This is a genomic window from Ramlibacter aquaticus (genome assembly GCF_015159745.1).
GTDB classification, from domain to species: Bacteria; Pseudomonadota; Gammaproteobacteria; order Burkholderiales; family Burkholderiaceae_C; genus Ramlibacter; species Ramlibacter aquaticus.
Map to the genome: position 1 here is coordinate 1 of NZ_JADDOJ010000061.1, position 24,625 is coordinate 24,625.

The 24,625-nt window shown below is 72.4% G+C and carries 24 protein-coding genes; 16 read left to right on the forward strand and 8 right to left on the reverse strand.

All coding sequences use genetic code 11. From position 1 onward, the window contains the following. Positions 1-247: 247 nt before the first annotated feature. Positions 248-2,074, reverse strand: a complete 1,827-nt coding sequence (gene edd / locus IM725_RS14170) for a phosphogluconate dehydratase (protein WP_193781286.1) — start codon at positions 2,072-2,074, stop codon at positions 248-250. Positions 2,075-2,176: 102 nt separating this feature from the next. Between edd and IM725_RS14175 the strand changes: the two genes are divergently transcribed. Next, complete coding sequence (locus tag IM725_RS14175) at positions 2,177-2,722, forward strand: gamma-glutamylcyclotransferase (protein WP_193781287.1); 546 nt, start codon at positions 2,177-2,179, stop codon at positions 2,720-2,722. Here IM725_RS14175 and IM725_RS14180 read toward each other — a convergent pair. Then, entirely contained in the window at positions 2,703-3,254 is a 552-nt protein-coding gene (locus IM725_RS14180; RefSeq protein ID WP_321576207.1) for a nucleotidyltransferase family protein, read from the reverse strand. The genes IM725_RS14175 and IM725_RS14180 overlap by 20 nt on opposite strands. Beyond that, positions 3,251-4,228 (reverse strand): XdhC family protein, encoded by a 978-nt coding sequence (locus IM725_RS14185; protein ID WP_193781288.1) that lies wholly within the window; start codon positions 4,226-4,228, stop codon positions 3,251-3,253. Before IM725_RS14185 ends, IM725_RS14180 begins: the two co-directional genes overlap by 4 nt. 146 nt (positions 4,229-4,374) lie before the next feature. On the opposite strand from IM725_RS14185, the gene pdxH reads away from it, so the two are divergent. From pdxH to IM725_RS14210, 5 genes are all read left to right on the forward strand, one after another. Continuing rightward, on the forward strand, positions 4,375-5,025 hold the full coding sequence (pdxH, locus tag IM725_RS14190) for a pyridoxamine 5'-phosphate oxidase (RefSeq protein WP_193781289.1): 651 nt from the start codon (positions 4,375-4,377) through the stop codon (positions 5,023-5,025). A gap of 56 nt (positions 5,026-5,081) precedes the next feature. Continuing rightward, positions 5,082-5,393: a hypothetical protein gene (locus tag IM725_RS14195; protein ID WP_193781290.1), complete on the forward strand. Its 312-nt coding sequence runs from the start codon at positions 5,082-5,084 to the stop codon at positions 5,391-5,393. Positions 5,394-5,463: 70 nt separating this feature from the next. Then, the gene (locus IM725_RS14200; protein ID WP_193781291.1) at positions 5,464-6,858 is read left to right on the forward strand and encodes a porin family protein; all 1,395 of its coding nucleotides are present in this window, start codon (positions 5,464-5,466) and stop codon (positions 6,856-6,858) included. A 20-nt stretch (positions 6,859-6,878) separates the two neighbouring features. Then, positions 6,879-7,802: a metal ABC transporter substrate-binding protein gene (locus tag IM725_RS14205; RefSeq protein ID WP_193781292.1), complete on the forward strand. Its 924-nt coding sequence runs from the start codon at positions 6,879-6,881 to the stop codon at positions 7,800-7,802. Continuing rightward, positions 7,799-8,566, forward strand: a complete 768-nt coding sequence (locus IM725_RS14210) for a metal ABC transporter permease (RefSeq protein WP_193781293.1) — start codon at positions 7,799-7,801, stop codon at positions 8,564-8,566. The genes IM725_RS14205 and IM725_RS14210 overlap by 4 nt, the downstream gene beginning before the upstream one ends. Here IM725_RS14210 and msrA read toward each other — a convergent pair. Continuing rightward, on the reverse strand, positions 8,544-9,083 hold the full coding sequence (gene msrA, locus IM725_RS14215) for a peptide-methionine (S)-S-oxide reductase MsrA (RefSeq protein ID WP_193781294.1): 540 nt from the start codon (positions 9,081-9,083) through the stop codon (positions 8,544-8,546). The genes IM725_RS14210 and msrA overlap by 23 nt on opposite strands. A 163-nt stretch (positions 9,084-9,246) precedes the next feature. On the opposite strand from msrA, the gene IM725_RS14220 reads away from it, so the two are divergent. Genes IM725_RS14220 through IM725_RS14245 form a run of 6 tightly spaced genes read left to right on the forward strand, consistent with a single transcriptional unit; the run spans position 9,247 to position 16,719 of the window. Further along, on the forward strand, positions 9,247-9,906 hold the full coding sequence (locus IM725_RS14220) for a TetR/AcrR family transcriptional regulator (RefSeq protein ID WP_193781295.1): 660 nt from the start codon (positions 9,247-9,249) through the stop codon (positions 9,904-9,906). Next, positions 9,903-11,042 carry an efflux RND transporter periplasmic adaptor subunit gene (locus IM725_RS14225; RefSeq protein WP_193781296.1) on the forward strand — a complete coding sequence of 380 codons (1,140 nt, stop codon included), beginning with the start codon at positions 9,903-9,905 and terminating at the stop codon, positions 11,040-11,042. The genes IM725_RS14220 and IM725_RS14225 overlap by 4 nt, the downstream gene beginning before the upstream one ends. A gap of 23 nt (positions 11,043-11,065) precedes the next feature. Next, on the forward strand, positions 11,066-14,287 hold the full coding sequence (locus IM725_RS14230; RefSeq protein ID WP_193781297.1) for an efflux RND transporter permease subunit: 3,222 nt from the start codon (positions 11,066-11,068) through the stop codon (positions 14,285-14,287). A 22-nt stretch (positions 14,288-14,309) separates the two neighbouring features. Next, on the forward strand, positions 14,310-14,999 hold the full coding sequence (locus IM725_RS14235) for a protein-L-isoaspartate O-methyltransferase family protein (protein WP_193781298.1): 690 nt from the start codon (positions 14,310-14,312) through the stop codon (positions 14,997-14,999). After that, positions 14,999-15,343 (forward strand): rhodanese-like domain-containing protein, encoded by a 345-nt coding sequence (locus tag IM725_RS14240; RefSeq protein ID WP_193781299.1) that lies wholly within the window; start codon positions 14,999-15,001, stop codon positions 15,341-15,343. The genes IM725_RS14235 and IM725_RS14240 overlap by 1 nt, the downstream gene beginning before the upstream one ends. Before the next feature lie 35 nt (positions 15,344-15,378). Continuing rightward, positions 15,379-16,719, forward strand: coding sequence for a TolC family outer membrane protein (locus IM725_RS14245; protein ID WP_193781300.1), 1,341 nt, complete (start codon positions 15,379-15,381; stop codon positions 16,717-16,719). Positions 16,720-16,917: 198 nt separating this feature from the next. Here the strand turns inward: IM725_RS14245 and IM725_RS14250 are convergent, their stop codons facing one another. The 4 genes from IM725_RS14250 to IM725_RS14265 form a co-directional block, all read right to left on the reverse strand. Beyond that, positions 16,918-17,391, reverse strand: coding sequence for a pilin (locus IM725_RS14250; protein WP_193781301.1), 474 nt, complete (start codon positions 17,389-17,391; stop codon positions 16,918-16,920). A 196-nt stretch (positions 17,392-17,587) separates the two neighbouring features. Then, entirely contained in the window at positions 17,588-18,835 is a 1,248-nt protein-coding gene (locus tag IM725_RS14255; RefSeq protein WP_193781302.1) for a 3-deoxy-D-manno-octulosonic acid transferase, read from the reverse strand. Next, positions 18,832-19,815 (reverse strand): lipopolysaccharide heptosyltransferase I, encoded by a 984-nt coding sequence (gene waaC, locus IM725_RS14260; RefSeq protein ID WP_193781303.1) that lies wholly within the window; start codon positions 19,813-19,815, stop codon positions 18,832-18,834. The genes IM725_RS14255 and waaC overlap by 4 nt, the downstream gene beginning before the upstream one ends. 93 nt (positions 19,816-19,908) lie before the next feature. Beyond that, positions 19,909-21,297, reverse strand: coding sequence for a phosphomannomutase/phosphoglucomutase (locus tag IM725_RS14265; protein WP_193781304.1), 1,389 nt, complete (start codon positions 21,295-21,297; stop codon positions 19,909-19,911). Positions 21,298-21,452: 155 nt separating this feature from the next. Here IM725_RS14265 and IM725_RS14270 point away from each other — a divergent pair, with 155 nt between their 5' ends. From IM725_RS14270 to IM725_RS14285, 4 genes are read left to right on the forward strand one after another with little or no spacing between them, the layout of a single operon-like run. After that, complete coding sequence (locus IM725_RS14270) at positions 21,453-22,925, forward strand: DNA-3-methyladenine glycosylase 2 family protein (protein ID WP_193781305.1); 1,473 nt, start codon at positions 21,453-21,455, stop codon at positions 22,923-22,925. 28 nt (positions 22,926-22,953) lie between these two features. Beyond that, positions 22,954-23,448: a methylated-DNA--[protein]-cysteine S-methyltransferase gene (locus IM725_RS14275; RefSeq protein WP_193781306.1), complete on the forward strand. Its 495-nt coding sequence runs from the start codon at positions 22,954-22,956 to the stop codon at positions 23,446-23,448. Then, positions 23,445-24,338, forward strand: coding sequence for a DMT family transporter (locus IM725_RS14280; protein ID WP_227753818.1), 894 nt, complete (start codon positions 23,445-23,447; stop codon positions 24,336-24,338). Before IM725_RS14275 ends, IM725_RS14280 begins: the two co-directional genes overlap by 4 nt. Further along, a complete protein-coding gene (locus tag IM725_RS14285) occupies positions 24,335-24,502 on the forward strand; it encodes a hypothetical protein (protein ID WP_193781307.1) in 168 nt (55 codons plus the stop codon). Before IM725_RS14280 ends, IM725_RS14285 begins: the two co-directional genes overlap by 4 nt. Positions 24,503-24,625: the final 123 nt, after the last annotated feature.

Consider the following 24,625-nt stretch of genomic DNA (forward strand, 5'->3'; position numbering starts at 1 on the left):
CCAGCGCGTAGCGAGTTGCGCCGTGCCGGCCCCAGGCCGCAAATTCCAGCGGAGTCCGCGCAGCGGACCGCGGCAGTATGAGCCCCCGTCACAGGCCGGCCAGCGGGGCGAGCGCGAGGTCGATGAGAGAAGCGCGACGCCAGCCAAGGCCGGCAAGGCGAACGCGAACTCTCCGTCCAGAGTGCATGACAGGCCACCTCCGGAACCAGCATGAAGGCTGGGCGCTGAACGCGACGGTAAGAAAAACCTAGCCCTCGCCGCCCCAGGTACACGCCCCCTCCTCCGCCGACCCCGCATTCCGCCTGAAGTTGGCGAACAGCTCCCGACCCATGCCGCGCGAGGAGGCCAGCCGCACGGCGTCCGGCATGGGCAGCACTTCGCGCGCGGCCCACTCGGCCTCGGGCACCAGCGCCTCCAGGCGGCCCGCATCGGCGTCCACGCGCACCAGGTCGCCGTCGCGCAGGCGCGCCAGCGGGCCGCCGGCCGCCGCCTCGGGAGTCACGTGGATCGCCGCGGGAACCTTGCCAGAGGCGCCGCTCATGCGCCCGTCGGTGACCAGGGCCACCCGCAGGCCGCGGCCCTGCAGCACCGCCAGCGGCGGGGTGAGCTTGTGCAGCTCGGGCATGCCGTTGGCCTTCGGGCCCTGCCAGCGCACCACGCACACCATGTCGCTGTCCATCTCGCCGGCGGCGAAGGCGCGTTGCAAGTCTTCCTGCGAATCGAAGATGCGCGCCGGGGCCTCGATCACGTGGCGGTCCTCGGGCACCGAGGACACCTTGATCACCGCGCGGCCCAGGTTGCCCTGCAGCAGCTTCAGCCCGCCGGTGGCGCTGAAGGGCGACTGCGCCGGCCGCAGCACCGCCTCATCGCCGCTGGCGCCGGTGTCGCGCCACGCCAGCCGGCCCGCCTCGTCGATCGGCACGCGGGTGTAGGCGCGCAGCCCGCCCTCGTGCACGGTCCGCACGTCCTCGTGCATCAGCCCGGCGTCCAGCAACTCCCGGATCACGTAGCCCGGACCGCCCGCGGCCTGGAACTCGTTCACGTCGGCGCTGCCGTTCGGGTACACGCGCGCCAGCAGCGGCACCACCGCCGACAGCTGGGCGAAGTCGTCCCAGTCGATCACCAGGCCGGCCGAACGCGCCACCGCCACCCAGTGGATCAGGTGATTGGTCGAGCCGCCGGTGGCCAGCAGCGCCGCCATCGCGTTCACGATGGCGCGCTCGTCCACCAGCTCGCCGATGGGCGTGAAGCGGCCGCGGGCGCCGATGGCCAGGACCTCGCGCACCGCCTCGCGCGTCAGTTGCTCGCGCAGCCCCGTCGCGGGGTGGATGAAGGCGGCGCCGGGCACGTGCAGGCCCATGGCCTCCATCAGCATCTGGTTGCTGTTGGCCGTGCCGTAGAAGGTGCAGGTGCCCTGGCCGTGGTAGGCCGCCTGCTCGGCGGTCAGCAACTCGGCCCGGCCGACCTGGCCCAGCGCCGCCCGTTCGCGCACCTTCGACTTCTCGGTGTTGGACAGGCCGCTGCTCATGGGCCCGCCCGGCACGAACACCACCGGCAGGTGGCCGAAATGCAGCGCGCCGATCAGCAGGCCGGGCACGATCTTGTCGCAGATGCCCAGCAGCAGCGCGGCGTCGAAGACGTCATGGCTGAGCGAGACCGCCGTCGCCATCGCGATGGTGTCGCGCGAGAACAGGCTCAGCTCCATGGCCGGCGTGCCCTGGGTGACGCCGTCGCACATGGCCGGAACGCCCCCGGCCACCTGGGCCGTCGCGCCCTGGCGCAGCGCCTCGTCCTTGATCAGGGCCGGATACCCGGCATAGGGCGCGTGCGCCGAGAGCATGTCGTTGTAGGCGCTCACGATGCCGATGTTGGGCGCCCGATCGGCCACGATGCGCAGGCGCTGGTCGCCGGGCAGGGCCGCGAAGGCATGGGCCACGTTGGCACAGCCCAGCCGGTCGGCGCCGCGGTCGCGGGCGGCCATGCTGCGCACGAGTTCGAGGTAGGCGGCGCGGGAGGCGGCGCTTCGGTCGCGGATGCGGCGGGTGACAGCCGCGACGGTGGGATGCAGCTTCATGCGGCCCATGCTACTTCAAGGACATCGCCGCGGTGGCCCATCCCTGCGCTACAGTTTGCAGCGATGTTGGAGAGCCTGAAGCCGCAGCGAGACCCAGCCGCCATGCTGGAGCGCACCCTGGTCGAGTGGGGCCACGACGACCTCTGGGTGTTCGGCTATGGCTCGCTCATCTGGCGGCCCGACTTCGACTTCGCCGAGCGGCGCCCGGCCCGCGTGCACGGCTGGCACCGCGCCCTGAAGATGTGGAGCCGCATCAACCGCGGCACGCCGGAGCGGCCTGGGCTGGTCTTCGGGCTGCTGACCGGCGGCTGCTGCCAGGGCATGGTCTTCCGCATCCCCCAGGCCCAGGGGCGCGAGGTGCTGGCGCGGCTGTGGGAGCGCGAGATGATCACCGCCGTCTACGACCCGCGCTGGCTGCGCTGCGACACCCAGCAGGGCCCGGTGCGCGCGCTGGCCTTCACCCTCTCGCGCAAGAGCCCCAACCACACCGGCGTGCTCAGCGAGGAGGAATACCGGCGCATCTTCAGCGAGGCCAGCGGCCGCTACGGCACCACCTGGGACTACGCGCGCCTGACCCTGGAAGAGCTGCGCCGCCACAACATCCGCGACCGCGGGCTGGAGCGCCTGGTCAAGCTGATGGAGCGCTGAGCAGCAACCGCTCGGCGGCCTGCAGGTCGGCCACGGTGTCGATGTCGGTGACGATGCCGCGGTCGTCCAGCGGCAGGACGCGCACGCGGCCCGCCTGCGTCGCGGCCTTCACGATGGCGGCGGCGCCCTGCGCGCCGGTGAGCGCCCGCAGCTGGGCGCCGAACTCCCGGCCGAAGGCCACCGGGTGGCCGCGTTCGCCGCCGAAGCTGGGCACCACGATCTCGCCCGCGCCCACGGCCTGCGCCACGGCGCGCAGCGTGTCGGGGCGGACCAGGGGCAGGTCGCCGGGCAGCACCAGCCAGGCATCGGCATCCGGCACGGCGCGGGCGGCGGCGGCGATGGAGTCGCCCATGCCCGGGTGGCCCGCGTCCTCCACGTGCACCGCCAGGCCGCTGGCCTGCGCGGCCGCGCGGGTCCACTCGAGCACCGGCCGGCCCGCGAGCGGCGCCCGCAGCTTGGACCCCTGGCCGCCGGAGGCCGTGAAGCGCTCGCCCCGTCCCGAGGCCAGCAGCAGGACGACCGGGCCGCTCACACCGCGCAGCCGGCGGCCACCGGTGCGCCCGCGCTGACAGCGTTCTTGCGCTCCACGATCTGCGCGGCGATGGACACCGCGATCTCGGCCGGCGTCTTGGCGCCCAGCTTCAGGCCCACCGGCCCGTGCAGGCGGTCGAGTTCGGCCTCGGTCAGGTCGAAATGCTCGGCCAGGCGCTGCTTGCGCGCCGCCTGGTTGCGCGAGGAACCCAGCGCGCCCACGTAGAAGGCCTGCGAGCGCAAGGCCTCGATCAGGGCCATGTCGTCCAGCTTGGGGTCGTGCGTGAGCGCGACGATGGCGGTGTGCGCGTCGGGCTTCATCTCGCGCACCACGTCGTCGGGCATGCCGGGCACGTGGGTGGCGCCGGTCCAGGCCAGCGTGCTGGCGTATTCCTCGCGCGGGTCGCAGACCAGCACCTCGAAATCGAGCAGCGCCGCGACCTGGGCGACGGCCTGCGAGAGCTGGCCGGCGCCGATCAGCAGCAGGCGCCAGCGCGGACCGAACAGGGTGGTGAGGCGCGAGCCGTCGAACTTCATCACGTCGTCGCGCGAGGCGCCGGTGAGCGTCACCTCGCCGGTGGCCAGCACCAGGGTGCGCGCCACCAGTTCGTGCGCGGCGGTGCGCGCCAGCACCTGCTCGACCCAGGCGATGTCGGCCAGCGGCTCCTGCACCAGGCGCAGCGTGCCGCCGCAGGGCAGGCCGAAGCGGGCGGCCTCCTCCTTGGTGACGCCGTAGGCGATCATGGCCGGCAGGCCGGTGCGCTCGCCGGCCTTGACGCGGGCGATCAGGTCGTCCTCCACGCAGCCGCCGGAGACCGAGCCGCTGACCACGCCGTCGTCGCGCACGGCCAGCAGGGCCCCGGGCGGGCGCGGCGCGCTGCCCCAGGTCTCGACCACCGTCACCAGCGTGACCGCATGGCCGGCGCGGCGCCACTCGAGCGCGTCGTTGAGGACGCGCAGGTCCAGGCTTTCCATGGCTGAGACTCCTAGGTTAAGAGATGGGTACGGGGCTGAAGCCTATTGTGCTGGCGCTACAACCGCAGAGGAATAACCCGGAAATTCGCAAACCATCCTCAATTTGAGACAGATCAAGGCTTTCCCGGCGGTGCAACAATCCGCGCATGACCGCCCCCGTTTCCCGGCCGCTGGCCGACCTGCGCAAGAGCTACGAAAAGGCCGAACTGAGCGAGGAGGCCTCGGCGGCCGACCCCATGAAGCAGTTCGCCCAGTGGTTGGACGAGGCCATCGCCGCCGAGTTGCCGGAGCCGAACGCCATGACCGTGGCCACCGTGGGCAGCGACCTGCGGCCCAGCACCCGGGTGGTGCTGATCAAGGGCTTCGACGAGCGCGGCATCGTCTGGTACACCAACTATGACAGCCGCAAGGGCCAGGAACTGGCGGGCAACCCCTTCGCCGCGCTGCAGTTCCACTGGGTCGAGCTGGAACGGGTGGTGCGCATCGAGGGCCGGGTCGAGAAGACCAGCGCGGCCGAGAGCGATGCCTACTTCGCCTCGCGCCCGCTCGATTCGCGCATAGGCGCCTGGGCCAGCCCGCAGAGCCAGGTGATCAGCGGCCGGGGCGTGCTGGTGGCGAACGCCGCCAGGTACAGCGCGCAATTCATGCTCAACCCGCCCCGGCCGCCGCACTGGGGGGGCTTCCGCCTGGTGCCGGAGCGTTGGGAGTTCTGGCAGGGCCGCAAGAGCCGCCTGCACGACCGCCTGCGCTACGCCCGCGAGGGCGATGCCTGGCGGCGCGAGCGGCTGGCGCCCTGAGCGCGCCCCGCCCTGCCTGATCCGGCGCAGCCCGCGCTTGCTAAGATCCGGCTCCCATGACCTCGCGCAAGCGCCTCGCCTGGCTGCTCTGGTTCGCACTGCTGCTGCCTTTCGCGCAGCTGGCGGCCGCTGCGCACGAGCTGGGCCACCTGGCGCAGCCCGCCGCGGCCACCAAGGCCAAGGCGCAGGCCGTCACCTGCGAGGTCTGCCTGGCGGCGGCCGCCCTGGGCAGTGGCGGTGCCGCCGCCACGCCGCCGGCGCTGGCGCTGGCGCCCCTGCCCCACGCCCTGCCCGACTTCCAGCCCGGGCCCACCGCGGCGCCGCGCTTCGACGCCGTCTTCCGCTCCCGCGCGCCCCCTTCGGCCTGACACCCCCGGTCCCGCCGGACGGCCCGCCGTCCACGTTTCCTGGTTTTGTTTCATCGTTGAAGGAGGTTCCGTGACGAACCCCGTTTTCCGCGCCAGCCTCGCGCTGGCGCTGGCTTCCCTGCCGTGGCTGGCCCACGCGGACGAAGCCGCCGACCTGAAGGCCCTGCGGCAGGAGGTCGACAGCCTGCGCAGCCAGTACGAGGCGCGCCTCAAGACCCTGGAAGACCGCCTGCGCGCGGCCGAGGCGGCCCGCGCCGCACCCGCGGCCGCCGTCGCGCCGGCCCCGCTCCCGGCCGCGCCCAGCCCCGTCCCGGTCGCCGCCGGACCGGCCGGCGGCCCCGCCAGCGGCACCGGCTTCAACCCGGCGCTCTCGCTGATCCTCTCCGGCCTGGCCACCCGCACCAGCCGCGACCCGGCCGGCTGGCACGTGGGCGGGCAGCCGCTGCCGCCCGGCAGCGACGTGGGGCCCGGCAGCCGGGGCTTCAGCCTCAGCGAATCCGAGCTGGGCCTGGCCGCCAACATCGACCCCTGGTTCAGCGGCGCGGCCAACATCTCGCTGCACCCCGACAACACCGTCTCCGTCGAGGAGGCCTACGTGCAGACAGGCGCCATCGGCGAGGGCCTGACCCTCAAGGCCGGACGCTTCTTCTCCTCGATCGGCTACCTCAATTCGCAGCACGCCCACACCTGGGACTTCGTCGACACGCCGCTGGCCTACCAGGCCTTCCTGGGCGGCCAGTACGGCGACGACGGCGTGCAGCTGGCCTGGCTCGCGCCCACGGACACCTTCATCGAGCTGCGGGGCGAACTGGGCCGCGGGCTGGACTTCCCCGGCAGCGGCGCTTCGCGCAACGGCGCCGGCATGGCGGCCCTGGCCTTGCACGCAGGCGGCGACATCGGCGACAGCAGCAGCTGGCGCGCCGGCCTCTCGGTGCTGCAGGCCCATGCGCAGGACCAGTTGCTGGACGGCACCGACCTGGCGGGCGGCACCACGGAACGCAGCTTCAGCGGCCGCACCCGGGTCTACGTGGCCGACGCGGTCTGGAAGTGGGCGCCGGGCGGCAACGCCACCCGGACCAACTTCAAGCTGCAGGGCGAATGGCTGCGCAGCACGCGCGAAGGCAGCCTGGCGGACTCCGCCTCGGCCGACACCGGGCCCTGGCGCCTGGCGCAGTCGGGCGGCTACCTGCAGGCGGTCTACCAGTTCATGCCGCACTGGCGGGTCGGCCTGCGCGGCGACTGGATGGACGCTGCACGCGTCGATGGCGGCAGCGGCACGCCGCTGTTCGGGGCGGAGCCCTGGCGCCCGCGCCGCGACAGCCTGATGCTGGACTGGAGCCCGAGCGAGTTCTCGCGCATCCGCCTGCAGTACGCGCGCGACCGCGCCCGGCCGGGCCCGGCCGACGGCCAGTGGTTCCTGCAGTACCAGATGAGCCTGGGCGCGCACGGCGCCCACAGTTATTGAACGCCCGAAGGACCCTTTCCATGAAACAGAATCTCTGGCGCTCTCTGGCGACGGCCGGCGCGCTCGCCCTGTCGGCCCTCGCCCTGCCCGCCCATGCCGCCCTCAAGGTGCTGGCCTGCGAACCCGAATGGGCGGCGCTCACGCAGCAGCTGGGCGGCCCGCTGGTGGACGTCGCGAGCGCGACCACCGCCCTGCAGGACCCGCACCAGATCCAGGCCAAGCCCAGCCTGATCGCCCGCGTGCGCAACGCCGACATGGTGGTGTGCACCGGGGCCGAGCTGGAAGTCGGCTGGCTGCCGATGCTGCTGCAGCAATCGGGCAACCCGCGCGTGCAGCCCGGCCAGCCGGGCAACTTCGAGGCGGCGCCCAACGTGCGCATGCTGGAGGTGCCGTCCCGCCTGGACCGCGCGGACGGCGACGTGCACGCGGCCGGCAACCCGCACATCCAGACCGACCCGCGCAACATCGCCCGCGTGGCGGTGGCGCTGGGCGCGCGGCTGGCGCAGGTGGACCCGGCGCACGCCGCGGACTACCGCCAGCGCACCGAGGCCTTCTCGGCGCGGTGGCAGCAGGCGATCGCGAAATGGACGGCGCAGGCCGCGCCGCTCAAGGGGCTCACGGTGGTGTCGCAGCACAAGGGCTTCGCCTACCTGTACGACTGGCTGGGCCTGAAGGAGGTCGCCGTGCTGGAGCCCAAGCCGGGCGTGGAGCCCAGCGCCGCCCACCTGCAGGAGGTGCTGGCCACGCTGAAGGCAACGCCGGCGAAGATGGTGCTGCACGCCGCCTACCAGGACGCGCGGCCCTCGGAGTGGATGGGGCGCAACGCCGGCATCGCGGTCGTGAACATCCCCTTCACCGTGGGCGGCAGCGACAAGGCCGGTGACCTGTACGGCCTGTTCGACGACACCGTGGCGCGGCTGCTCGCGGGCGCGGGCGCGAAATGAACCTGTCCGCCATCGACATCGGCATCCTGGGCCCGGCCTTCCTGGCCGGCCTGCTGGTGCTGGCCACCCACGTGCCTCTGGGCCGCGAGGTGCTGGACCGCGGCATCGTCTTCATCGACCTGGCCATCGCCCAGATCGCCGGGCTGGGCGTGATCCTGGCCGAATCGCTGGGCCTGCCCGACGGCGGCCTCTGGACCCAGGTGGCGGCCGTCGCGGCCGCCCTGCTGGGCGCGCTGCTGCTGACCTGGACCGAGCGCCGCGCGGCCGAGCAGCAGGAGGCGCTGATCGGCGTGCTGTTCGTGCTCGCCTCCTGCGTCGGCATCCTGCTGCTGAGCGGCAACCCGCACGGCGGTGAGCACCTGAAGGACCTGCTGGTGGGCCAGATCCTGTGGGTCTCGCCGGCGCAGCTCACGGCGCTGGCCGCGGTCTCCGCGGTCATCGGCCTGGCGCTGGCCCTGGGCTGGAACCGCCGGCTGGGGCGCTTCGGCTTCTACGGCCTGTTCGCGGTCGCCGTGACGGCCAGCGTGCAGCTGGTGGGCGTGTACCTGGTCTTCTCCAGCCTGATCATCCCGGCGCTGGCCACCCGCGCCTGGACCGGGCGGCGCCGGCTGGTGGCCGCCTACCTGCTGGGCGCCGTCGGCTACGCGCTGGGCCTGCTGCTGTCGGCCCTGTTCGACCTGCCCTCGGGCGCGATCATGGTCTGCGTACTGGCGGCCTGCGGGCTGGCGCTCGCGCTGACCTTCAGTCCCTCGAGAGTTCCTTGAAGGTCTTGCGGAACTTCGCCACCTTGGGCGCAGCCACCGCCATGCAGTAGCCCTGGTAGGGGTTTTTTTCGAAGAAGTCCTGGTGGTACTCCTCGGCCGGCCAGTAGTTGGCCAGGGGCTGCACCTCGGTCACGATGGGGCGGCCGAAGGCGTCCTCGCGGGCCAGCTCGGCGATGAAGTCCTGCGCCGCCTGCTGCTGCTGCGCGCTGGTGGTGTAGATGCCGCTGCGGTACTGGGTGCCCACGTCGTTGCCCTGGCGGTTCAGCGTGTTCGGGTCGTGGATGGTGAAGAAGATCTCCAGGATCTGCCGCAGGCTCACCTGGGCCGGGTCGAATTCCAGCTTCACCACCTCCACATGGCCGGTGTCCCCGCTGCAGACCTGCTCGTAGCTGGGCCGCTGCACATGGCCGTTGCAGTAGCCGGATTCGACGTCGGTGACGCCGCGCACTTTCACGTACACCGCCTCGGTGCACCAGAAGCAGCCGCCGCCCAGGACGATGGTTTCGCTCGCGCTCATGGAATTCCTCGTGTTGGCCCTTGCCGGCCCGCCGCACGGGCCCGCCTGCCTTCCAATGTAGCCCCGGGCGGGCGTCTTCGCCGGGGCTGCCGCGATTGACGCCACGGCAGGCCAGGACTACATTACTAACCAGTCAGTCATTAACTGGGATCCTGAATCGACCATGTGCCCCATTGCCAAGCTGGTGGAGGCCCACAAGCGCGAGCGCCGCAAGGAGGCGCGCCCCGGCGAGCTGCTGGACGCGGCGCTGGAACTCTTCGTCGAGAAGGGCTTCGCCGCCACCCGCGCGGAAGAGGTGGCCGCCCATGCCGGGGTGTCCAAAGGCACCCTGTTCCTGTATTTCCCCTCCAAGGAAGAGCTGTTCAAGGCCGTGGTGCGCGAGAACATCTCCGGGCGCTTCCGGGAATGGAACGAGGCCTTCGAGACTTTCACCGGCGACTCCGCCGCCATGCTGCACTACTGCCTGGACACCTGGTGGGCGCGCGTGGGCAGCACCCCCGCCTCCGGCATCATCAAGCTCATCATCAGCGAAGCGCGCAACTTTCCCGACCTGGCGCGCTTCTACCATGAGGAGGTGGAGGTGCCCGGCCGCCAGCTCATACGCCGCGTGCTCCAGCGCGGGGTGGACCGGGGCGAATTCCGCATCCCCGACATCGATCACGCGGTCTTCGCGCTGATCGCCCCCATGATGTTCCTGATCATGATGAAACACTCGCTGGGCGCCTGCTCGCCCGACAGCTTCTCCGTGGACCCGCAGTCCTACATCCGTGCCCAGGTCGACCTGCTGCTGTCGGGCCTGTGCGTGCGCAAGGACGCCGCATGAGCCGCCAATCCCTGATGCGCTGGGGCATCGCCCTGCTGGTGCTGGTGCTGATCGGCGCCGGCGTGATGCGGGCCCTGTCGGCCCGGCGGGCCCAGCAGGCGGCCCTGGCCCAGGCCACCGCGGCCAAGGCCCAGTCGGTGGTCGAACTCGCGCCCACCGACGTGCTGCGCGTGCAGGAGCGCAGCTTCACCCAGGGCCTGCCGGTGTCGGGCTCGCTCAAGGCGGTGAACGCCGCCACCGTCAAGGCCCGCGTGGCTGGCGAGCTGCAGGGCCTCACGGTGCGCGAAGGCGACAGCGTGCGCGCCGGCCAGGTGCTGGCGCACGTGGACGCCACCGAATACCAGGCCCGCGTGGCCCAGGCCCAGCAGCAGGCCGATTCGGCCAAGGCCCAGGTCGAGATCGCCCAGCGGCAGTTCGACAACAACAAGGCCCTGGTCGACCAGGGCTTCATCTCCAAGACCGCGCTGGACACCTCGCTGAGCACGCTGGCCGGCGCCCAGGCGACGCACCGCGCCGCACTGGCCGCGGTGGACGTGGCGCGAAAGGCGCTGGACGACACCGTGCTGCGCGCGCCCATCGGCGGCCAGGTGGCGCAGCGCTACGCCCAGCCCGGCGAGCGCGTCGCCGTGGACGGCAAGGTGCTGGACATCGTGGACCTCTCGCACCTGGAGATCGAGGCCACGCTGGCGGCCAGCGATTCGCTCGCGCTGCGCGTGGGCCAGCAGGCCAGCCTGCAGGTGGAAGGCAGCACCCGGCCGGTGACGGCGCACGTGGCACGCATCAACCCGAGCGCGCAGGCCGGCAGCCGCAGCGTGCTCGCCTACCTCGCGGTGGACGAGCCCGCCGGGCTGCGCCAGGGCCTGTTCGCCCAGGGCACCCTGGGCACGGCCGAGATGAAGGCCCTGGCGGTGCCGCTCACGGCGGTGCGCACCGACAAGCCCAGCCCCTACGTGCAGGTGGTGGAGGACGGCAAGGTCGTGCACAGGACGGTGCAGCCCGGCGCCCGCGGCGACGCCGGCGGCGAGACCGTGGTCGCCGTTCCCGGGCTGGCCGCGGGCACCGTGGTGATCGCCGGGGCCGTGGGCCCGCTGCGCGAGGGCACGGTGGTGAAGTTCACCCGGCCCACCGCGCCCTGAGCCGCAGCTGAGGACATCCGCGCATGTGGTTCACCCGTGTCAGCCTGAAGAACCCGGTGTTCGCGACCATGGTCATGCTGGCCATCGTCGTGCTGGGCCTGTTTTCCTACCAGCGCCTGCAGGTCGACCAGTTCCCCAACATCGACTTCCCGGTGGTGGTGATCCAGACCGACTACCCCGGCGCCTCGCCCGAGATCGTGGAGAGCGAGGTCAGCAAGAAGATCGAGGAAGGCGTCAACTCGATCGCCGGCATCAACGCCCTCACCTCGCGCAGCTACGAGGGCCAGTCCATCGTCATCCTGGAGTTCCAGCTCTACGTGGACGGCCGCAAGGCGGCCGAGGACGTGCGCGAGAAGGTCGCGGCGATCCGCCCCACCCTGCGTGACGAGGTCAAGGAGCCGCGCGTGCTGCGCTTCGACCCCTCGGCCCGCGCCGTGTGGTCGGTCGCGGTGCTGCCCGACAGCACGCAGCCCAAGGTGCCCAGCGCCGTGGAGCTCACCAACTGGGCCGACCAGGTGCTCAAGAAGCGGCTGGAGAACGTGCGCGGCGTGGGCTCGGTCTCGCTGGTCGGCGGCACCAAGCGCGAGATCGACATCTACCTGGATCCGCAGGCCATGGAAGCCTTCGGCATCGGCGCCGACCAGGTCTCCAGCGCGGTGCGCAACGAGAACCAGGACCTGCCCCTGGGCGCGATCCGCTCGCGCGCCCAGGACCGCGTGGTGCAGATCGACGCCCGCATCCAGCGGCCCGAGGATTTCGGCAGCCTGATCGTGGGCCGCCGCAACGGCGCCCCGGTGCGGCTGGACCAGGTCGCCCGCGTCTCGGACGGCGCCGAGGAGATCGACAGCCTGGCGCTCTACAACGGCCAGCGCACCCTGCTGCTCACGGTGCAGAAGGCGCAGGACGAGAACACCATCGAGGTGGTCGACGGCCTGAACCGCACCCTGGCCGAGATGAAGGCGCAGCTGCCGCCCGGCGTGCGCCTGGAACCGGTCGCCGACCTCTCGCGGCCCATCCGCGTCAGCGTGGAAAACGTGCGCCGCACCCTGGTGGAGGGCGCGGTGCTGACGGTGCTCATCGTCTTCCTGTTCCTGAACTCCTGGCGCTCCACGGTCATCACCGGCCTCACGCTGCCGATCTCCATCATCGGCACCTTCCTCTTCATGTACGCGTTCGGCTTCACCATCAACATGGTGACGCTGATGGCGCTGTCGCTGTGCGTGGGCCTGCTGATCGACGACGCGATCGTGGTGCGCGAGAACATCGTGCGCCACGTGCAGATGGGCAAGTCGCCCTTCCAGGCCTCGATGGAAGGCACGCAGGAGATCGGCCTGGCGGTGCTGGCCACCACCTTCTCCATCGTCGCGGTGTTCCTGCCGATCGGCTTCATGGGCGGCATCATCGGCAAGTTCTTCCACGAGTTCGGCGTGACCATCGTGGCCGCGGTGATGATCTCCATGTTCGTGAGCTTCACGCTGGACCCGATGATGTCCTCGGTCTGGCACGACCCGTCCATCGAACACCACGGCCGGCCGCAGGCGGGCGCCCCGCGAACGCTCTACGACCGCACCATAGGGCGCGTCACCGGCTGGTTCGACCGCAGCACCGAATCGCTCGCGGCGCTCTACCAGGCCATCCTGCGCTGGTCGCTGCAGCACCGCATCAAGACCCTGCTCGCGGCGCTCGCGATCTTCGTGCTCAGCATCGTGCTGGTGCCGCTGCTGGGCACCGAGTTCGTGCCCAAGGCCGACTTCTCCGAGACCAACGTCAACTTCTACACCCCCATGGGCTCCTCGCTGGAGGCCACGGAGGCCAAGGCGCGGCAGGTGGAAGCCATCGTGCGCGAATTTCCCGAGGTGCGCTACACGCTGACCACCATCAACACCGGCAATGCGCTGGGCAAGTCCTACGCCTCGCTGTACGTGCGCCTGGTGGACCGCAAGGACCGCAAGATCAGCGTGGACCAGATGTCCCAGGTGCTGCGCGACCGGCTGGCGCGCGTGCCCGGCATCACCGTCACGCACGTGGGCCTGCTGGACGCGGTGGGCGGCAACAAGCAGGTGGAGTTCTCGCTGCTGGGTCCGGACCAGAAGGAGCTGGAGCGGCTGGCGCGCCTGGCCATGGACCGGGTGCGCGGCATCCCCGGGCTGGTCGACCTGGATTCCTCGGTCAAGCCCGACAAGCCGGTGGTGCAGGTGGACCTGCGGCGCGAAGCGGCGTCCGACCTCGGCCTGTCGCTGTCGCAGCTGGCCGCACCGCTGCGCACCCTGCTGGCCGGCGACACGGTGGGCAACTGGCGCGCCCCCGACGACCAGACCTACGACGTGGTGGTGCGCCTGGCGCCCGGCGCGCGCGACAGCGTCGCCGACCTGGACCGCCTGCCCTTCGCCACCGGCAGCAACCCCGACGGCAGCTCGCGCGTGATCCGGCTCAACCAGGTCGCCAGCGTGCGCGAGTCCACCGGCCCGAACCAGATCAACCGGCGCGACCTGCTGCGCGAGGTCGCCATCAACGCCAACGTGTCCAACCGGGGCGCGGGCGAGGTGTCGGCCGACATCCGCCGTGCCATGGACGGCATCGCGCTGCCGCCCGGCTACAGCTACCAGTTCAGCGGCTCGACCAAGAACATGGCCGAGTCCTTCGGCTATGCGGTCTCGGCCCTGGCCATGGCGATCATCTTCATCTACATGATCCTGGCCAGCCAGTTCAGGAGCTTCCTGCAGCCGCTGGCGCTCATGACCTCGCTGCCCCTGACGCTGATCGGCGTGGTGCTGGCGCTGCTGATGTTCGGCTCCACCATCTCCATGTTCTCCGTCATCGGCATCGTGATGCTCATGGGCCTGGTGACCAAGAACGCCATCCTGCTGGTGGACTTCGCGATCCGCATGCGCGAGGAAGGCATGGACCGCGCCGAGGCGCTGCTGCACGCGGCCCGGGTCCGGCTGCGCCCCATCCTCATGACCACGCTGGCCATGGTCTTCGGCATGGTGCCGCTGGCCTTCGCGCTGACCGAGGGCTCCGAGCAGCGCGCCCCCATGGGCCAGGCCGTGATCGGCGGGGTCATCACCTCCTCGCTGCTGACCCTGGTCGTGGTGCCGGTGGTCTACTGCTACCTGGACGACCTGGCCACTTGGCTGCGCGCCCGGCGCAGGCCGGCGGCGCCGGCCGCCGGCTCGTCCGCGGACGCCGCCGCCGGGGGCGGGGCGCAAGCCCAGCCGGCCTCTAAAATGGATGGTTTGTCCTGATTCCGTCCGCCTGAACACCGCCATGAACGCACCCCTAGACCTCGAACGCGCCCGTTTCAACATGATCGAGCAGCAGATCCGCCCCTGGGACGTGCTCGACCTGGACGTGCTGGCCCTGCTCGGGCGCCTGCACCGGGAAGACTTCGTGCCGCTGGCGCACAAGGCCCTGGCCTTCGTCGACATGCAGATCCCGCTGCTGGGCGGCAGCGCCGAGTCCGACCACAACGGCGAATGCATGCTGGAGCCCAAGGTCGAGGCCCGCCTGCTGCAGGACCTGAAGCTCAAGGGGCACGAGAAGGTGCTGGAAGTGGGCACCGGCTCGGGCTACATGGCCGCCCTGCTCTCCCAGCGCGCCGCGCGCGTGGTTTCGCTGGAGATCAACCCCAGGCTGGTCGCCATGGCCCGCGCCAACCTGCAGCGCGCCGGCATCGGCAACGTGGACGTGCGCGAGGCCGATGGCAGCGCCGGCCTGCCGGCCGAAGGCCCCTTCGACGCCATCCTGCTGTCCGGCTCGGTGGCCGAAGTGCCGCACGCGCTGCTCGCGCAGCTCAAGGTGGGTGGCATCCTGGGCACCGTCACCGGCAGCGAACCCATCATGCGCGCCACCTTCATCACCCGCACCGGCGAAGGCAGCTTCACCACGGCCCAGCCCTGGGACGTGAACGCGCCGCGCCTGCTGCACTTCCCCGAGCCCTCGCGCTTCTCGTTCTGATGGTCGACCAGGTCCGCCCCGCCGCCCTGGCCGACTGGCTGCAGCAGCACACCGCCGGCGGGCCCCTGCCCGTGGTGCTGGACGTGCGCGAGCCCGTGGAACTGCGGGTGGCCGCCGTGACGCCCCAGGGCTTCGAACTGGTGCACATCCCGATGAACCAGCTGCCGGCCCGGCTCGGGGAGCTGGACCCCGCCCGTCCCGTCGCCTGCCTGTGCCACCACGGCACGCGCAGCCAGCGCGTTGCCCAGTTCCTGGAAGCCCAGGGCTTCGCGGACGTGGTCAACATCGCCGGCGGCATCGACCTGTGGTCGCACGAGCGGGACCCGGCCGTGCCCCGGTACTGAGCCCGCCGCCCACCGCCATCCACGAGAGGACGCCCATGACACCGACGCGAAGGCCCGTGCGCCTGCTGCCCCTGGCCCTGGCCGCCGCCCTGCTGGCGGGCAGCGCCCACGCACAGAGCCTGCTGGAACTGTACGAATCGGCGCGCGGCTACGACGCGGCCTGGCAATCGGCCAAGGCGCAGTACGACGCCAACGTGTACGGGGCCGAGCAGGCCCGCGCCGGGCTGCTGCCCAGCGCCGGGCTCTCGGCGGGGGCGTCGCGCTCGCAGTTCACCAACGTCACGCCGGACATCAAGCGCGGCATCACCAGCCAGAACGCGACGCTGTCGGCGGTGCAGCCGCTGTACCGCCCGGCCAACCTCGCGGCCTACCGCCAGGGCGAGCGCCAGGCGGAAGTGGCGCAATCCCAGCTCACGGCCGCCACGCAGGACCTGATCGTGCGGGTCAGCCAGGCCTACTTCGACGTGCTGGCGGCCCAGGACACCCTCACCTTCGTGCGCGCCCAGAAAGCCGCCACCAGCGAGCAGCTCGCCTCGGCCAAGCGCAACTTCGAGGTCGGCACCGCGACCATCACCGACACGCGCGAGGCCCAGGCCCGCTTCGACCTGGTCGTGGCCCAGGAGATCGCCGCCGAGAACGACCTGCGCGTGAAGAAGCTGGCGCTGGACTCGGTCACCGGCCGCAGCAACGCCCAGCCCGTGCCCGTGGCCACCACGGCGCTGCCGGGCCCGCAGCCGGCCGACGTGGAGGCCTGGGTGACGCAGTCGGAGACGGCCAGCCCCAGCGTGCAGCAGGCCCGCCTGGGCCTGGAGATCGCGCAGCTGGAGACCGAGAAGGCGCGTGCCGGCCACAAGCCCACGCTGGACCTGGTCGCGAGCTGGTCGGCCAACCGCTACCCGGACGGCAGCACCACCATCGGCGGTTCCACCCGCAACGACACCAGCACCATCGGCCTGCAGTTCAACCTGCCGCTGTTCGCCGGCTTCGCCACGCAGAACCGCGTGCGCCAGACCCTCTCCCTCGAGGAAAAGGCCCAGGCCGACCTGGACAACGCGCGCCGCACCGTGGCCCAGGCCACGCGCAGCGCCTACCTGGGCCTGGTCTCGGGCCAGGGCCAGGTGAAGGCCCTGGAAGCGGCCGAGGCCTCCAGCCAGAGCGCGCTGGAAGCCAACCAGCTGGGCTACCAGGTGGGCGTGCGCATCAACATCGACGTGCTGAACGCCCAGAGCCAGCTCTACCAGACCAAGCGCGACCTGGCCCAGGCCCGCTACAACGTGCTGCTGGGCCAGCTGCGCCTCAAGCAGGCCAATGGCACGCTGGCACCGGACGACCTGGCACAGCTGAGCCAGCGTATCTCGCCCGCCGCCAAGCCCTGAGGCCGGCCGCGGCCTGCGGTCAGCCGGGGCAGCTGCCCGGCTCGAACCCTGCTCGCACGGAGAACGGCAACTGGTCGTCCCTTCAGGCCAACGCCACAGGCCATCCCCTCAGGCCATCCCCTCAGGCCATCCCCTCAGGCCATCCCCTCAGGCCAAAAAAAAGGGCGGCTCGCGCCGCCCTTCTTGCTCATCCCGAGATCAGCCGCGGCAGGAGCCGGGCAGGTACTTGGCGGGAATGGGGTTGGACGCGGCAGGACCGCAGACCCACTTGTAGATCGCCTTGCCCATGTCGGTGGACGAGGAGGCGGTCGCCGAGCTGCTGGAATACGGGACCAGCTGGATGGCCTTGCCGTCGATGTTGGTGGAATCGATGCCGGTGGCGACCACGGTGACGACGCCGTTGATGTCCGTGTGCACGCTCAGGACGTACTTGGAAGCCTGGTTGGTGGACTCGCAGCCCCAGTTGTCGGCCGCGGGCGTGGAGGAACCGGACTGGTACACCTCGGTGATGGTGGTGCGGCAGGCCGAGGCCGCCAGCACGACTTCCGACATCTTGGCGCGCTTGGTGTAGTCCTGGTACGCGGGCAGTGCCACGGCGGCCAGGATACCGATGATCGCCACCACGATCATCAATTCGATCAGGGTGAAGCCCTGCTGCAGTTGACGTTTCATCGACACATCCCCCTCCTTGCGGGTTTTGCTCATGCCCCCGGGCTCGGGCGGATTGCCCCGCTCATCGGTGACATTCACACTATCTTATTACCATGCTGACCAATGACTGACAAAAGCACCCCGCGCAGGCAGGCGTTTTCTTAAGCCCGGGAATCCGTGCGTGCCGCGCCACAGGACGGCGCAGCATTCACGCGGTTCAGCCCGGCGCCAGGGCCAGCAGCGCCTGGGCCGTGCGGGCGGCGGCGCCCCGGTGCGCGGCGGCGAAGGCCAGGGCCGCGTCCTGGGCGGCGGCCAGCGCCGGGGGGTCGGCCGCCAGGGCCAGGGCCCGCTGCACCGCAGCCGCCAGGTCGGGGGCCCGCGAGGCGGCGCCGGCGGCCTGGGCCGTGGCCGCCGCGTCCGAGAAATTGAAGGTGTGCGGCCCCATCACCACCGGGCAGCCACAGGCCGCCGCCTCGATCAGGTTCTGCCCGCCCAGGGGCTCGAAGCTGCCGCCCAGCAGCGCCACGTGGGCCAGGCCGTAGTACAGGGCCATCTCGCCCACCGAATCCCCCAGCCAGAGCGGCCCGGCGGCGGGGGCGCCCGCCCATTCGCTGCGCCGCTCCAGGCTGAAGCCGGCTGCGGCCACCAGCGCCGCCACCGCCTCGAAGCGCTGCGGGTGGCGCGGCACCAGCAGCCACTGGGCCGCGTCGCGCACCGGGGCGATGGCGCGCAGGAAGGCCGCCTCCTCGCCCTCGCGCGAGCTGGCGAACATCACCACCGGCCGGCTGCAGCCCGCACGCCAGGCCCGGCCCTGCGCCAGTTGGGCCGCGTCGGGGGTGGCGTCGAATTTCAGGTTGCCGAAGACGCCGGCCACGGGCGCCCCCAGCAGGCGCAGGCGCTGCGCATCGCCCTCGGTCTGGGCCCAGGCCGCCGACAAGGCGCCATACGCGGGCCGGGCCAGCGCGCCCAGGCGGCGGGCCTGCGCCAGCGATTTCGCGTTCAGGCGCGCATTCGCCAGCACCAGCGGCACGCCGGCGCGGCGGCAGGCGGCCACCAGGTTGGGCCAGACCTCGGTTTCCATCAGCACCCCGGCGCGCGGCCGGAAGTGCGCGAGGAAGCGGCGCACCGCCTGCGGCGTGTCCCAGGGCAGCCAGGCCTGGGCGTCGCCCTCGCGCAGCAGGCGCCGGCCTTCGGCCCGGCCGGTCGCGGTGCCATGGGTGAGCAGGATGCGCAGCCCAGGCTCGCGCACGCGCAGCGCCTGCACCAGGATGGCGGCCGCCCGGGACTCGCCCAGCGAAACCGCGTGGATCCAGAGCGCCCCGGGCTGCGCCGCGCGTTCGTAGCGGCCGAAGCGCTCCTCCACGTGTTCCAGGTAGCCGGGCTCGGCGACGCCCCGCCGGCGCAGCTTGCGCCGCAGCAGCGGCTGCGCGGCCAGGGTCGCCAGCGAGTACAGGCCCCGGATCACGGCCGGGGTTCCGCAGGCGCGACGTCCTGCCAGGCGCGCCACACCGCCTCCAGCGTGGGCTGCGGCCGCGCGAACACGGCCTTCTGCCGGCCGCCGTGCAGCGGGCCGGTGCGCCAGGCCGTGTCGAAGTTGTAGATCTGCACGTGCGGGCGGTCCAGGGCCACCGCGATGTGCGAAAGCCCGCTGTCCACCCCGATCACGCCGGCGCAGGCACCCAGCCGGTCGGTCAGCCGGCCCAGGTCCATGGACTCCCAGGCCCGGGCCTGCGGGCCGATGGCGGCGGCGAGCCGTTCGCTGCGCGCGCGCTCGGCGGCGCTGCCCTGCGGCAGGCCGATGCGAAAGCCCTGCGCGGCCAGGCGGCGCCCCAGCAGCACCCAGTCCTGCTCGGGCCAGCACTTGTCCTCGCGGGAGGTGCCGTGCACGAAGCACACGGTGTGGCGCTCGTCCGCGAAGTCCCGGGTGTCGGCGCGCAGGCCGAAGCGCGGCGGGCCCTGCACCGCATAGCCCAGGGCCCGGGCGCACAGTTCGCGCGAGCGCAGCACCGCGTCGATGCGCGGCGGCAATGCGATGGCCACGTCGGCCACCAGCCGGGTCGGCAGCTCCCAGCCGGCGCCCTCGGTCTGGTTGCCCAGGGCGAAGCGCTGGCCGGCCGGCGCCAGCCGCGCCGCGCGCGCGACCAGGGCCGACTTGGTCAGGCCCTGCAGGTCCAGGATGGCGTCGTAGCGGCTGGCGCGCAGGCCGCGGCGGAACACGCGCCACGCCTCGCGGGTGTCGCGGGCGAAGGGCGACTTGCGCCAGCGCCGCAGCTCGCAGGCGATCACCGCCTGCACGCCCTCGCAGCGTGCCACCAGGGGCGCGAACGCGCGTTCCACCACCCAGTCGATCCGGGCCTGGGGCAGCGCGGCCCGCAGGTCCTGCACGGCCGGCATGGCGTGCACCACGTCGCCCAGCGAGGAAAGCTTGACGATCAGGACCTGCACGGTGGGCGGAAGGGACGGTGGCGGGTGCGCATCAGCCCGCCATTGTGCCCGCCTGCCACGGCCTGGCCCGCCGTGGCGCCCACCCCGCAGCGCTCAGTGCGCGGCCTGCTCGATGGCGGCGTCGGGCTTGACCTGGCGCAGCAGCGCCAGCATGTCGCGCTCGATGCGGTGCAGCGCGTCCTCGGTGTGGCCCTCGAAGCGCAGCACCAGCACCGGCGTGGTGTTGGAGGCGCGGATCAGGCCGAAGCCGTCCGGCCAGTCCACGCGCACGCCGTCGATGGTGTTGACTTCCGCGGGCGCCGGGAAGGCGGCGGCCTTCACCAGCCGCTCCACCAGGGCATGCGGCTCGCCCTCGGCGCAGCGCACGTTCAGCTCGGGGGTGGAGAAGCTGGTGGGCAGGCCGTCCAGCACGGCGCTGGGGTCGGGGCTGCGCGAGAGGATCTCCAGCAGGCGCGCGGCGGCGTAGGTGCCATCGTCGAAGCCGTACCAGCGCTCCTTGAAGAAGATGTGGCCGCTCATCTCGCCGCCCAGGGGCGAATCGACCTCCTTCATCTTCGCCTTGATCAGCGAGTGGCCGGTCTTGTACATCATGGGCTTGCCGCCCGCCTCGCGGATCGCGGGGGCCAGGCGCTGCGTGCACTTGACGTCGAACAGGATGGTGCCGCCCGGCACGCGCGAGAGCACGTCGCGGGCGAACAGCATCATCTGGCGGTCCGGGTAGATGGTGTTGCCGCCCCGCGTGACGATGCCCAGCCGGTCGCCGTCGCCGTCGAAGGCCAGGCCCAGCTCGGCGCCGTGCTCGCCGATCGCGCGCACCAGGTCGCGCAGGTTCTCCGGCTTGCTCGGGTCGGGGTGGTGGTTGGGGAAATTGCCGTCGACCTCGCTGAAGAGCTCGACCACCTCGCAGCCCAGGGCACGCAGGATGGCCGGGGCCGAGGCGCCGGCGATGCCGTTGCCGGAATCGACCACGATCTTCATGGGCCGCGCCAGGCGCGCGTCCTGCACGATGCGGTCGCGGTAGGGCGCGAAGAGGTTCACGTTGCGCACGCTGCCGGGCCGGGTGCCGGCGGGCGCGGCGGGCGGGTTCTCCATCGCGCGGCGCAGGCCCTGGATCTCGTCGCCGTAGATGGCGCGGCCGGCCAGCACCATCTTGAAGCCGTTGTAGTCCTTGGGGTTGTGGCTGCCGGTGACCTGGATGCCGCTGCTGCACAGCGTGGCGGTCGCGAAGTAGAGCATGGGCGTGGTGGCCATGCCGATGTCGAAGACGTCCACGCCGGCCTCGGTCAGGCCGCGCACCAGCGCCGCCGACAGCTGGGGCCCGCTCATGCGGCCGTCGCGCCCGACCGCCACGGCCGCCTGCCCTTCGGCGCGTGCCGCCATGCCGAAGGCAAAGCCCAGCGCATGGGCGACTTCCTCGTTGAGCGTGGACGGCACGACGCCGCGGATGTCGTAGGCCTTGAAGATCGAGGGTGACAACTGCATGGATGGGCTGGTGGGTGCGGGTAAAAGGGCATTCTAGCGGGCACCGGGCCGGCCCGGGCCGGCCTGAAAGGGCCGTGGGCGGGGCGCACGGCAGGGCACGAAGACCATGTCCGGAAACGGCCAGTGCGCGGCCGGCCGCTGGCTATCATGGGCCCATGGACACGCCGCTCGCCCCCGACGCCTGCTACCTCGCCCTGAAGGCGAAGGACGCGCGCTTCGACGGGCTCTTCTTCACCGGCGTCACCAGCACCGGCATCTACTGCCGCCCGGTCTGCCGGGTGCGCACCCCGCGGCGCGAGAACTGCCGCTTCTTCGCCCACGCGGCCCAGGCCGAGCTGGCCGGCTTCCGGCCCTGCCTGCGCTGCCGGCCCGAAATCGCGCCACGCGCGCCGCGCTGGAGCCTGCAGGACGCGGGCGCCATGCTGGCGCAGCAGGCCCTGGCCCTGCTGGACGAGCCCGAGGCCTGGCCCGACGGCCCGCCGGGCCCGGCCCGGCTGGCGGCCCGCCTGGGCGTGAGCGACCGCCACCTGCGCCGCCTCTTCGAGGCCGAGTTCGGGGTCTCGCCGGTGCAGGCGCTGCAGACGCGGCGCCTGCTGGCCGCCAAGCAGCTGCTGGCCGACACCGCGCTGCCGGTGGCCCAGGTGGCCCGGCTGGCCGGCTTCGCCAGCCTGCGCCGCTTCAACGCCGCCTTCGCCGCGCATTACCGGCTCTCGCCGACGCGGCTGCGGCGCGAGGGGGCGGCCGGCGCCGCCAGCGGGCTCACGGTGCGGCTGGGCCTGCGCCCGCCCTGCGACGTGCAGGCACTGCTGGGCTTCTTCGCCACCCGCGCGCTGCCCGGCGTGGAGCACGTGCAGCCCGAGGCGGGGCGCATGGCGCGCACCCTCGCGCTGGAATCGGGCGGACGCCGCCACACCGGCTGGGTGGCGGTCGAATTCGAACCCGGCGCCACCGGGCTGCGCCTGCTGGTGAGCGATTCGCTGCGCGAGGTCTTGCCCCGCGTCATCCGCCGCACGCGGGCCGCACTGGACCTGGACGCCGACCCCGCCGCCATCGCCGCGGTGCTGCACGCGCGCTTCCCGCAGGGCGACGGCCTGCGCGTGCCCGGCAGCTTCTGCGGCTTCGAGCTGGCGGTGCGCGCCATCCTGGGCCAGCAGGTCACGGTGGCGGCCGCGCGCACCTTCGCCCGCCGCCTGGTGGAGCGCTTCGGCGAGGCCGTGGACACGCCCGATCCGCTGCTCACGCGCTGCTTCCCGAGCGCGCAGGCGCTGGCCGGGGCCAGCGGTGACGCGCTGGGCGCGCTGGGCATCGTGCGCCAGCGCCAGGCCGCCATCTTGGCGCTCGCGCGGGAGGTGGCCGAAGGCCGGCTCGCGCTGCACCTGGGCGCCGAGCTGCAGCCCACGCTGCAGGCGCTGCGCGCGCTGCCCGGCGTGGGCGACTGGACCGCGCAGTACACCGCCATGCGCGCGCTGCGCTGGCCCGATGCCTTCCCCGCCGGCGACGTCGCGCTGCACAAGGCGCTGGGCGTGGCGGGCGAGAAGAACCCGGCACGGGCCGCCGAGGCCGCCTCCCAGGCCTGGCGGCCCTGGCGCAGCTACGCCGTGATCCGCGCCTGGGCCGGCCTGGGCTGACACCGACACAGAGAGAGCGAGACACACCATGAAATTCACGCAAGCCCTGCACACCCTGCGCTGGGAGGGCCCGCTGGGCCCCATGCTGCTGGCCGCCAGCGACAGCGGCATCGCCGGCATCTGGTTCGAGGGCCAGCGCCACATGCCCGACACGCGCGGCTGGACGCTGAAGGACACGCACCCCCTGCTCACCCAGGCTGTGGCCCAGCTGCAGGATTACTTCGCCGGACGGCGCGCGGGCTTCGACCTGCCGCTGGACCTGTCGGCCGGCACCGGCTTCCAGCAGGGCGTGTGGCGCGCGCTGCTGGGCGTGCCGCACGGCCGCACCACCACCTACGGCGAGCTGGGCCGCCTGCTGGGCCGCGAGCGCGGCATGCGCGCCGTGGGCGCCGCGGTGGGCCGCAACCCGGTCAGCGTGGTCGTGCCCTGCCACCGCGTGCTGGGCAAGGACGGCTCGCTGACCGGCTACGCCGGCGGCCTGGAACGCAAGGACGCCCTGCTGCGCCTGGAAGGCGCCGCTTGAGCGCCGCCGTCGCCACCGAGTTCTTCCTGCTGTCCGCGATCTGGGGCGCGTCCTTCCTCTTCATCAAGATGGGCGCTTCCGAGTTCGGGCCGCTGCCCGCCGCGGCCCTGCGCACCGCCATCGCGACCCTGTTCCTGCTGCCGCTGCTGGGCTGGCGCGGCCAGCTGGGCGTGCTGCGCGCCCATTGGCGGCGCGTGCTGCTGCTGGGCCTGCTGAACTCCGCCCTGCCCTTCGCCTGCTTCGCCTTCGCGGTGCTCAGCATCACCACCGGGCTCTCGGCCATCCTCAACGCCACGGTGCCGCTGTTCGGCGCGCTGGTGGCCTGGCTGTGGCTGGGCGACCGGCCGGCCGCCTCGCGGGTGCTGGGACTGGCGATCGGCTTCGCCGGGGTCGCGCTGCTGGCCTGGGATTCGGCCGGCCTGAAGCCGGGCGCCGGCGGCCTGGCGCCGGCCTGGGCGCTGGGCGCCTGCCTGGTCGCCACGCTGTGCTACGGCTTCTCGGCCAACGCCACCAAGGTCTGGCTGGACGGGCTGCCGCCGCTGGTCACGGCCACCGGCAGCCAGCTGGGTGCGACCCTGGGGCTGGCCCTGCCCGCGCTCTGGCTCTGGCCCGCCCAGGCACCCGGCGCCCGCGCCTGGGCCGCCATGGCGGCGCTGGGCGTGCTGTGCACCGGCGTGGCCTACATCCTCTACTTCCGGCTGATCGAGAAGGCGGGGCCCGCCAAGGCGCTGGCCGCGACCTTCGTCATCCCGGTGTTCGCGGTCGGCTACGGCGTGCTGCTGCTGGGCGAGCCGCTCACGCTGCGCATGCTGGGCTGCGGTGCGATCATCGTGGCCGGCACCGCGCTGTCCACCGGGCTGCTGCGCCTGCCCACCCGGAGGACCGCATGAATTCCGCCCGCAGGATCAAGCTGCGCCTCACGCAGCCCCGCCCGCGCAACCCGCTGGTGGCCCCGGCCGCCCAGCGCAAGGCGGGCGCGCACCGGCCCTCCGCCGGCGCACGCCGCCGCGCGCAGAAGGACGCGCTGCGACGCGAGCTGCGCACAGCCGGCTAGTGTCCTGTCCCGCTAATTCATAGGCACGAAAACTGCATGGGATGAGGCATCCTCGGAGATGCCTCATGCCCAATGCATATACCCGCACCAGCAACATCGAGCTCACTGACGCGGAGCGCGCGG

Excerpts from the sequence above, each read along its gene's own strand:
- edd (WP_193781286.1), bottom strand. The coding sequence starts at position 2,074 with ATGAAGCTGCATCCCACCGTCGCGGCTGTCACCCGCCGCATCCGCGAC.
- IM725_RS14175 (WP_193781287.1), top strand. The coding sequence starts at position 2,177 with ATGCTGGAGCGCACCCTGGTCGAGTGGGGCCACGACGACCTCTGGGTG.
- IM725_RS14185 (WP_193781288.1), bottom strand. The coding sequence starts at position 4,228 with ATGGAAAGCCTGGACCTGCGCGTCCTCAACGACGCGCTCGAGTGGCGC.
- pdxH (WP_193781289.1), top strand. The coding sequence starts at position 4,375 with ATGACCGCCCCCGTTTCCCGGCCGCTGGCCGACCTGCGCAAGAGCTAC.
- IM725_RS14195 (WP_193781290.1), top strand. The coding sequence starts at position 5,082 with ATGACCTCGCGCAAGCGCCTCGCCTGGCTGCTCTGGTTCGCACTGCTG.
- IM725_RS14205 (WP_193781292.1), top strand. The coding sequence starts at position 6,879 with ATGAAACAGAATCTCTGGCGCTCTCTGGCGACGGCCGGCGCGCTCGCC.
- IM725_RS14210 (WP_193781293.1), top strand. The coding sequence starts at position 7,799 with ATGAACCTGTCCGCCATCGACATCGGCATCCTGGGCCCGGCCTTCCTG.
- msrA (WP_193781294.1), bottom strand. The coding sequence starts at position 9,083 with ATGAGCGCGAGCGAAACCATCGTCCTGGGCGGCGGCTGCTTCTGGTGC.
- IM725_RS14220 (WP_193781295.1), top strand. The coding sequence starts at position 9,247 with ATGTGCCCCATTGCCAAGCTGGTGGAGGCCCACAAGCGCGAGCGCCGC.
- IM725_RS14225 (WP_193781296.1), top strand. The coding sequence starts at position 9,903 with ATGAGCCGCCAATCCCTGATGCGCTGGGGCATCGCCCTGCTGGTGCTG.
- IM725_RS14230 (WP_193781297.1), top strand. The coding sequence starts at position 11,066 with ATGTGGTTCACCCGTGTCAGCCTGAAGAACCCGGTGTTCGCGACCATG.
- IM725_RS14235 (WP_193781298.1), top strand. The coding sequence starts at position 14,310 with ATGAACGCACCCCTAGACCTCGAACGCGCCCGTTTCAACATGATCGAG.
- IM725_RS14240 (WP_193781299.1), top strand. The coding sequence starts at position 14,999 with ATGGTCGACCAGGTCCGCCCCGCCGCCCTGGCCGACTGGCTGCAGCAG.
- IM725_RS14245 (WP_193781300.1), top strand. The coding sequence starts at position 15,379 with ATGACACCGACGCGAAGGCCCGTGCGCCTGCTGCCCCTGGCCCTGGCC.
- IM725_RS14250 (WP_193781301.1), bottom strand. The coding sequence starts at position 17,391 with ATGAAACGTCAACTGCAGCAGGGCTTCACCCTGATCGAATTGATGATC.
- IM725_RS14265 (WP_193781304.1), bottom strand. The coding sequence starts at position 21,297 with ATGCAGTTGTCACCCTCGATCTTCAAGGCCTACGACATCCGCGGCGTC.
- IM725_RS14270 (WP_193781305.1), top strand. The coding sequence starts at position 21,453 with ATGGACACGCCGCTCGCCCCCGACGCCTGCTACCTCGCCCTGAAGGCG.
- IM725_RS14275 (WP_193781306.1), top strand. The coding sequence starts at position 22,954 with ATGAAATTCACGCAAGCCCTGCACACCCTGCGCTGGGAGGGCCCGCTG.
- IM725_RS14285 (WP_193781307.1), top strand. The coding sequence starts at position 24,335 with ATGAATTCCGCCCGCAGGATCAAGCTGCGCCTCACGCAGCCCCGCCCG.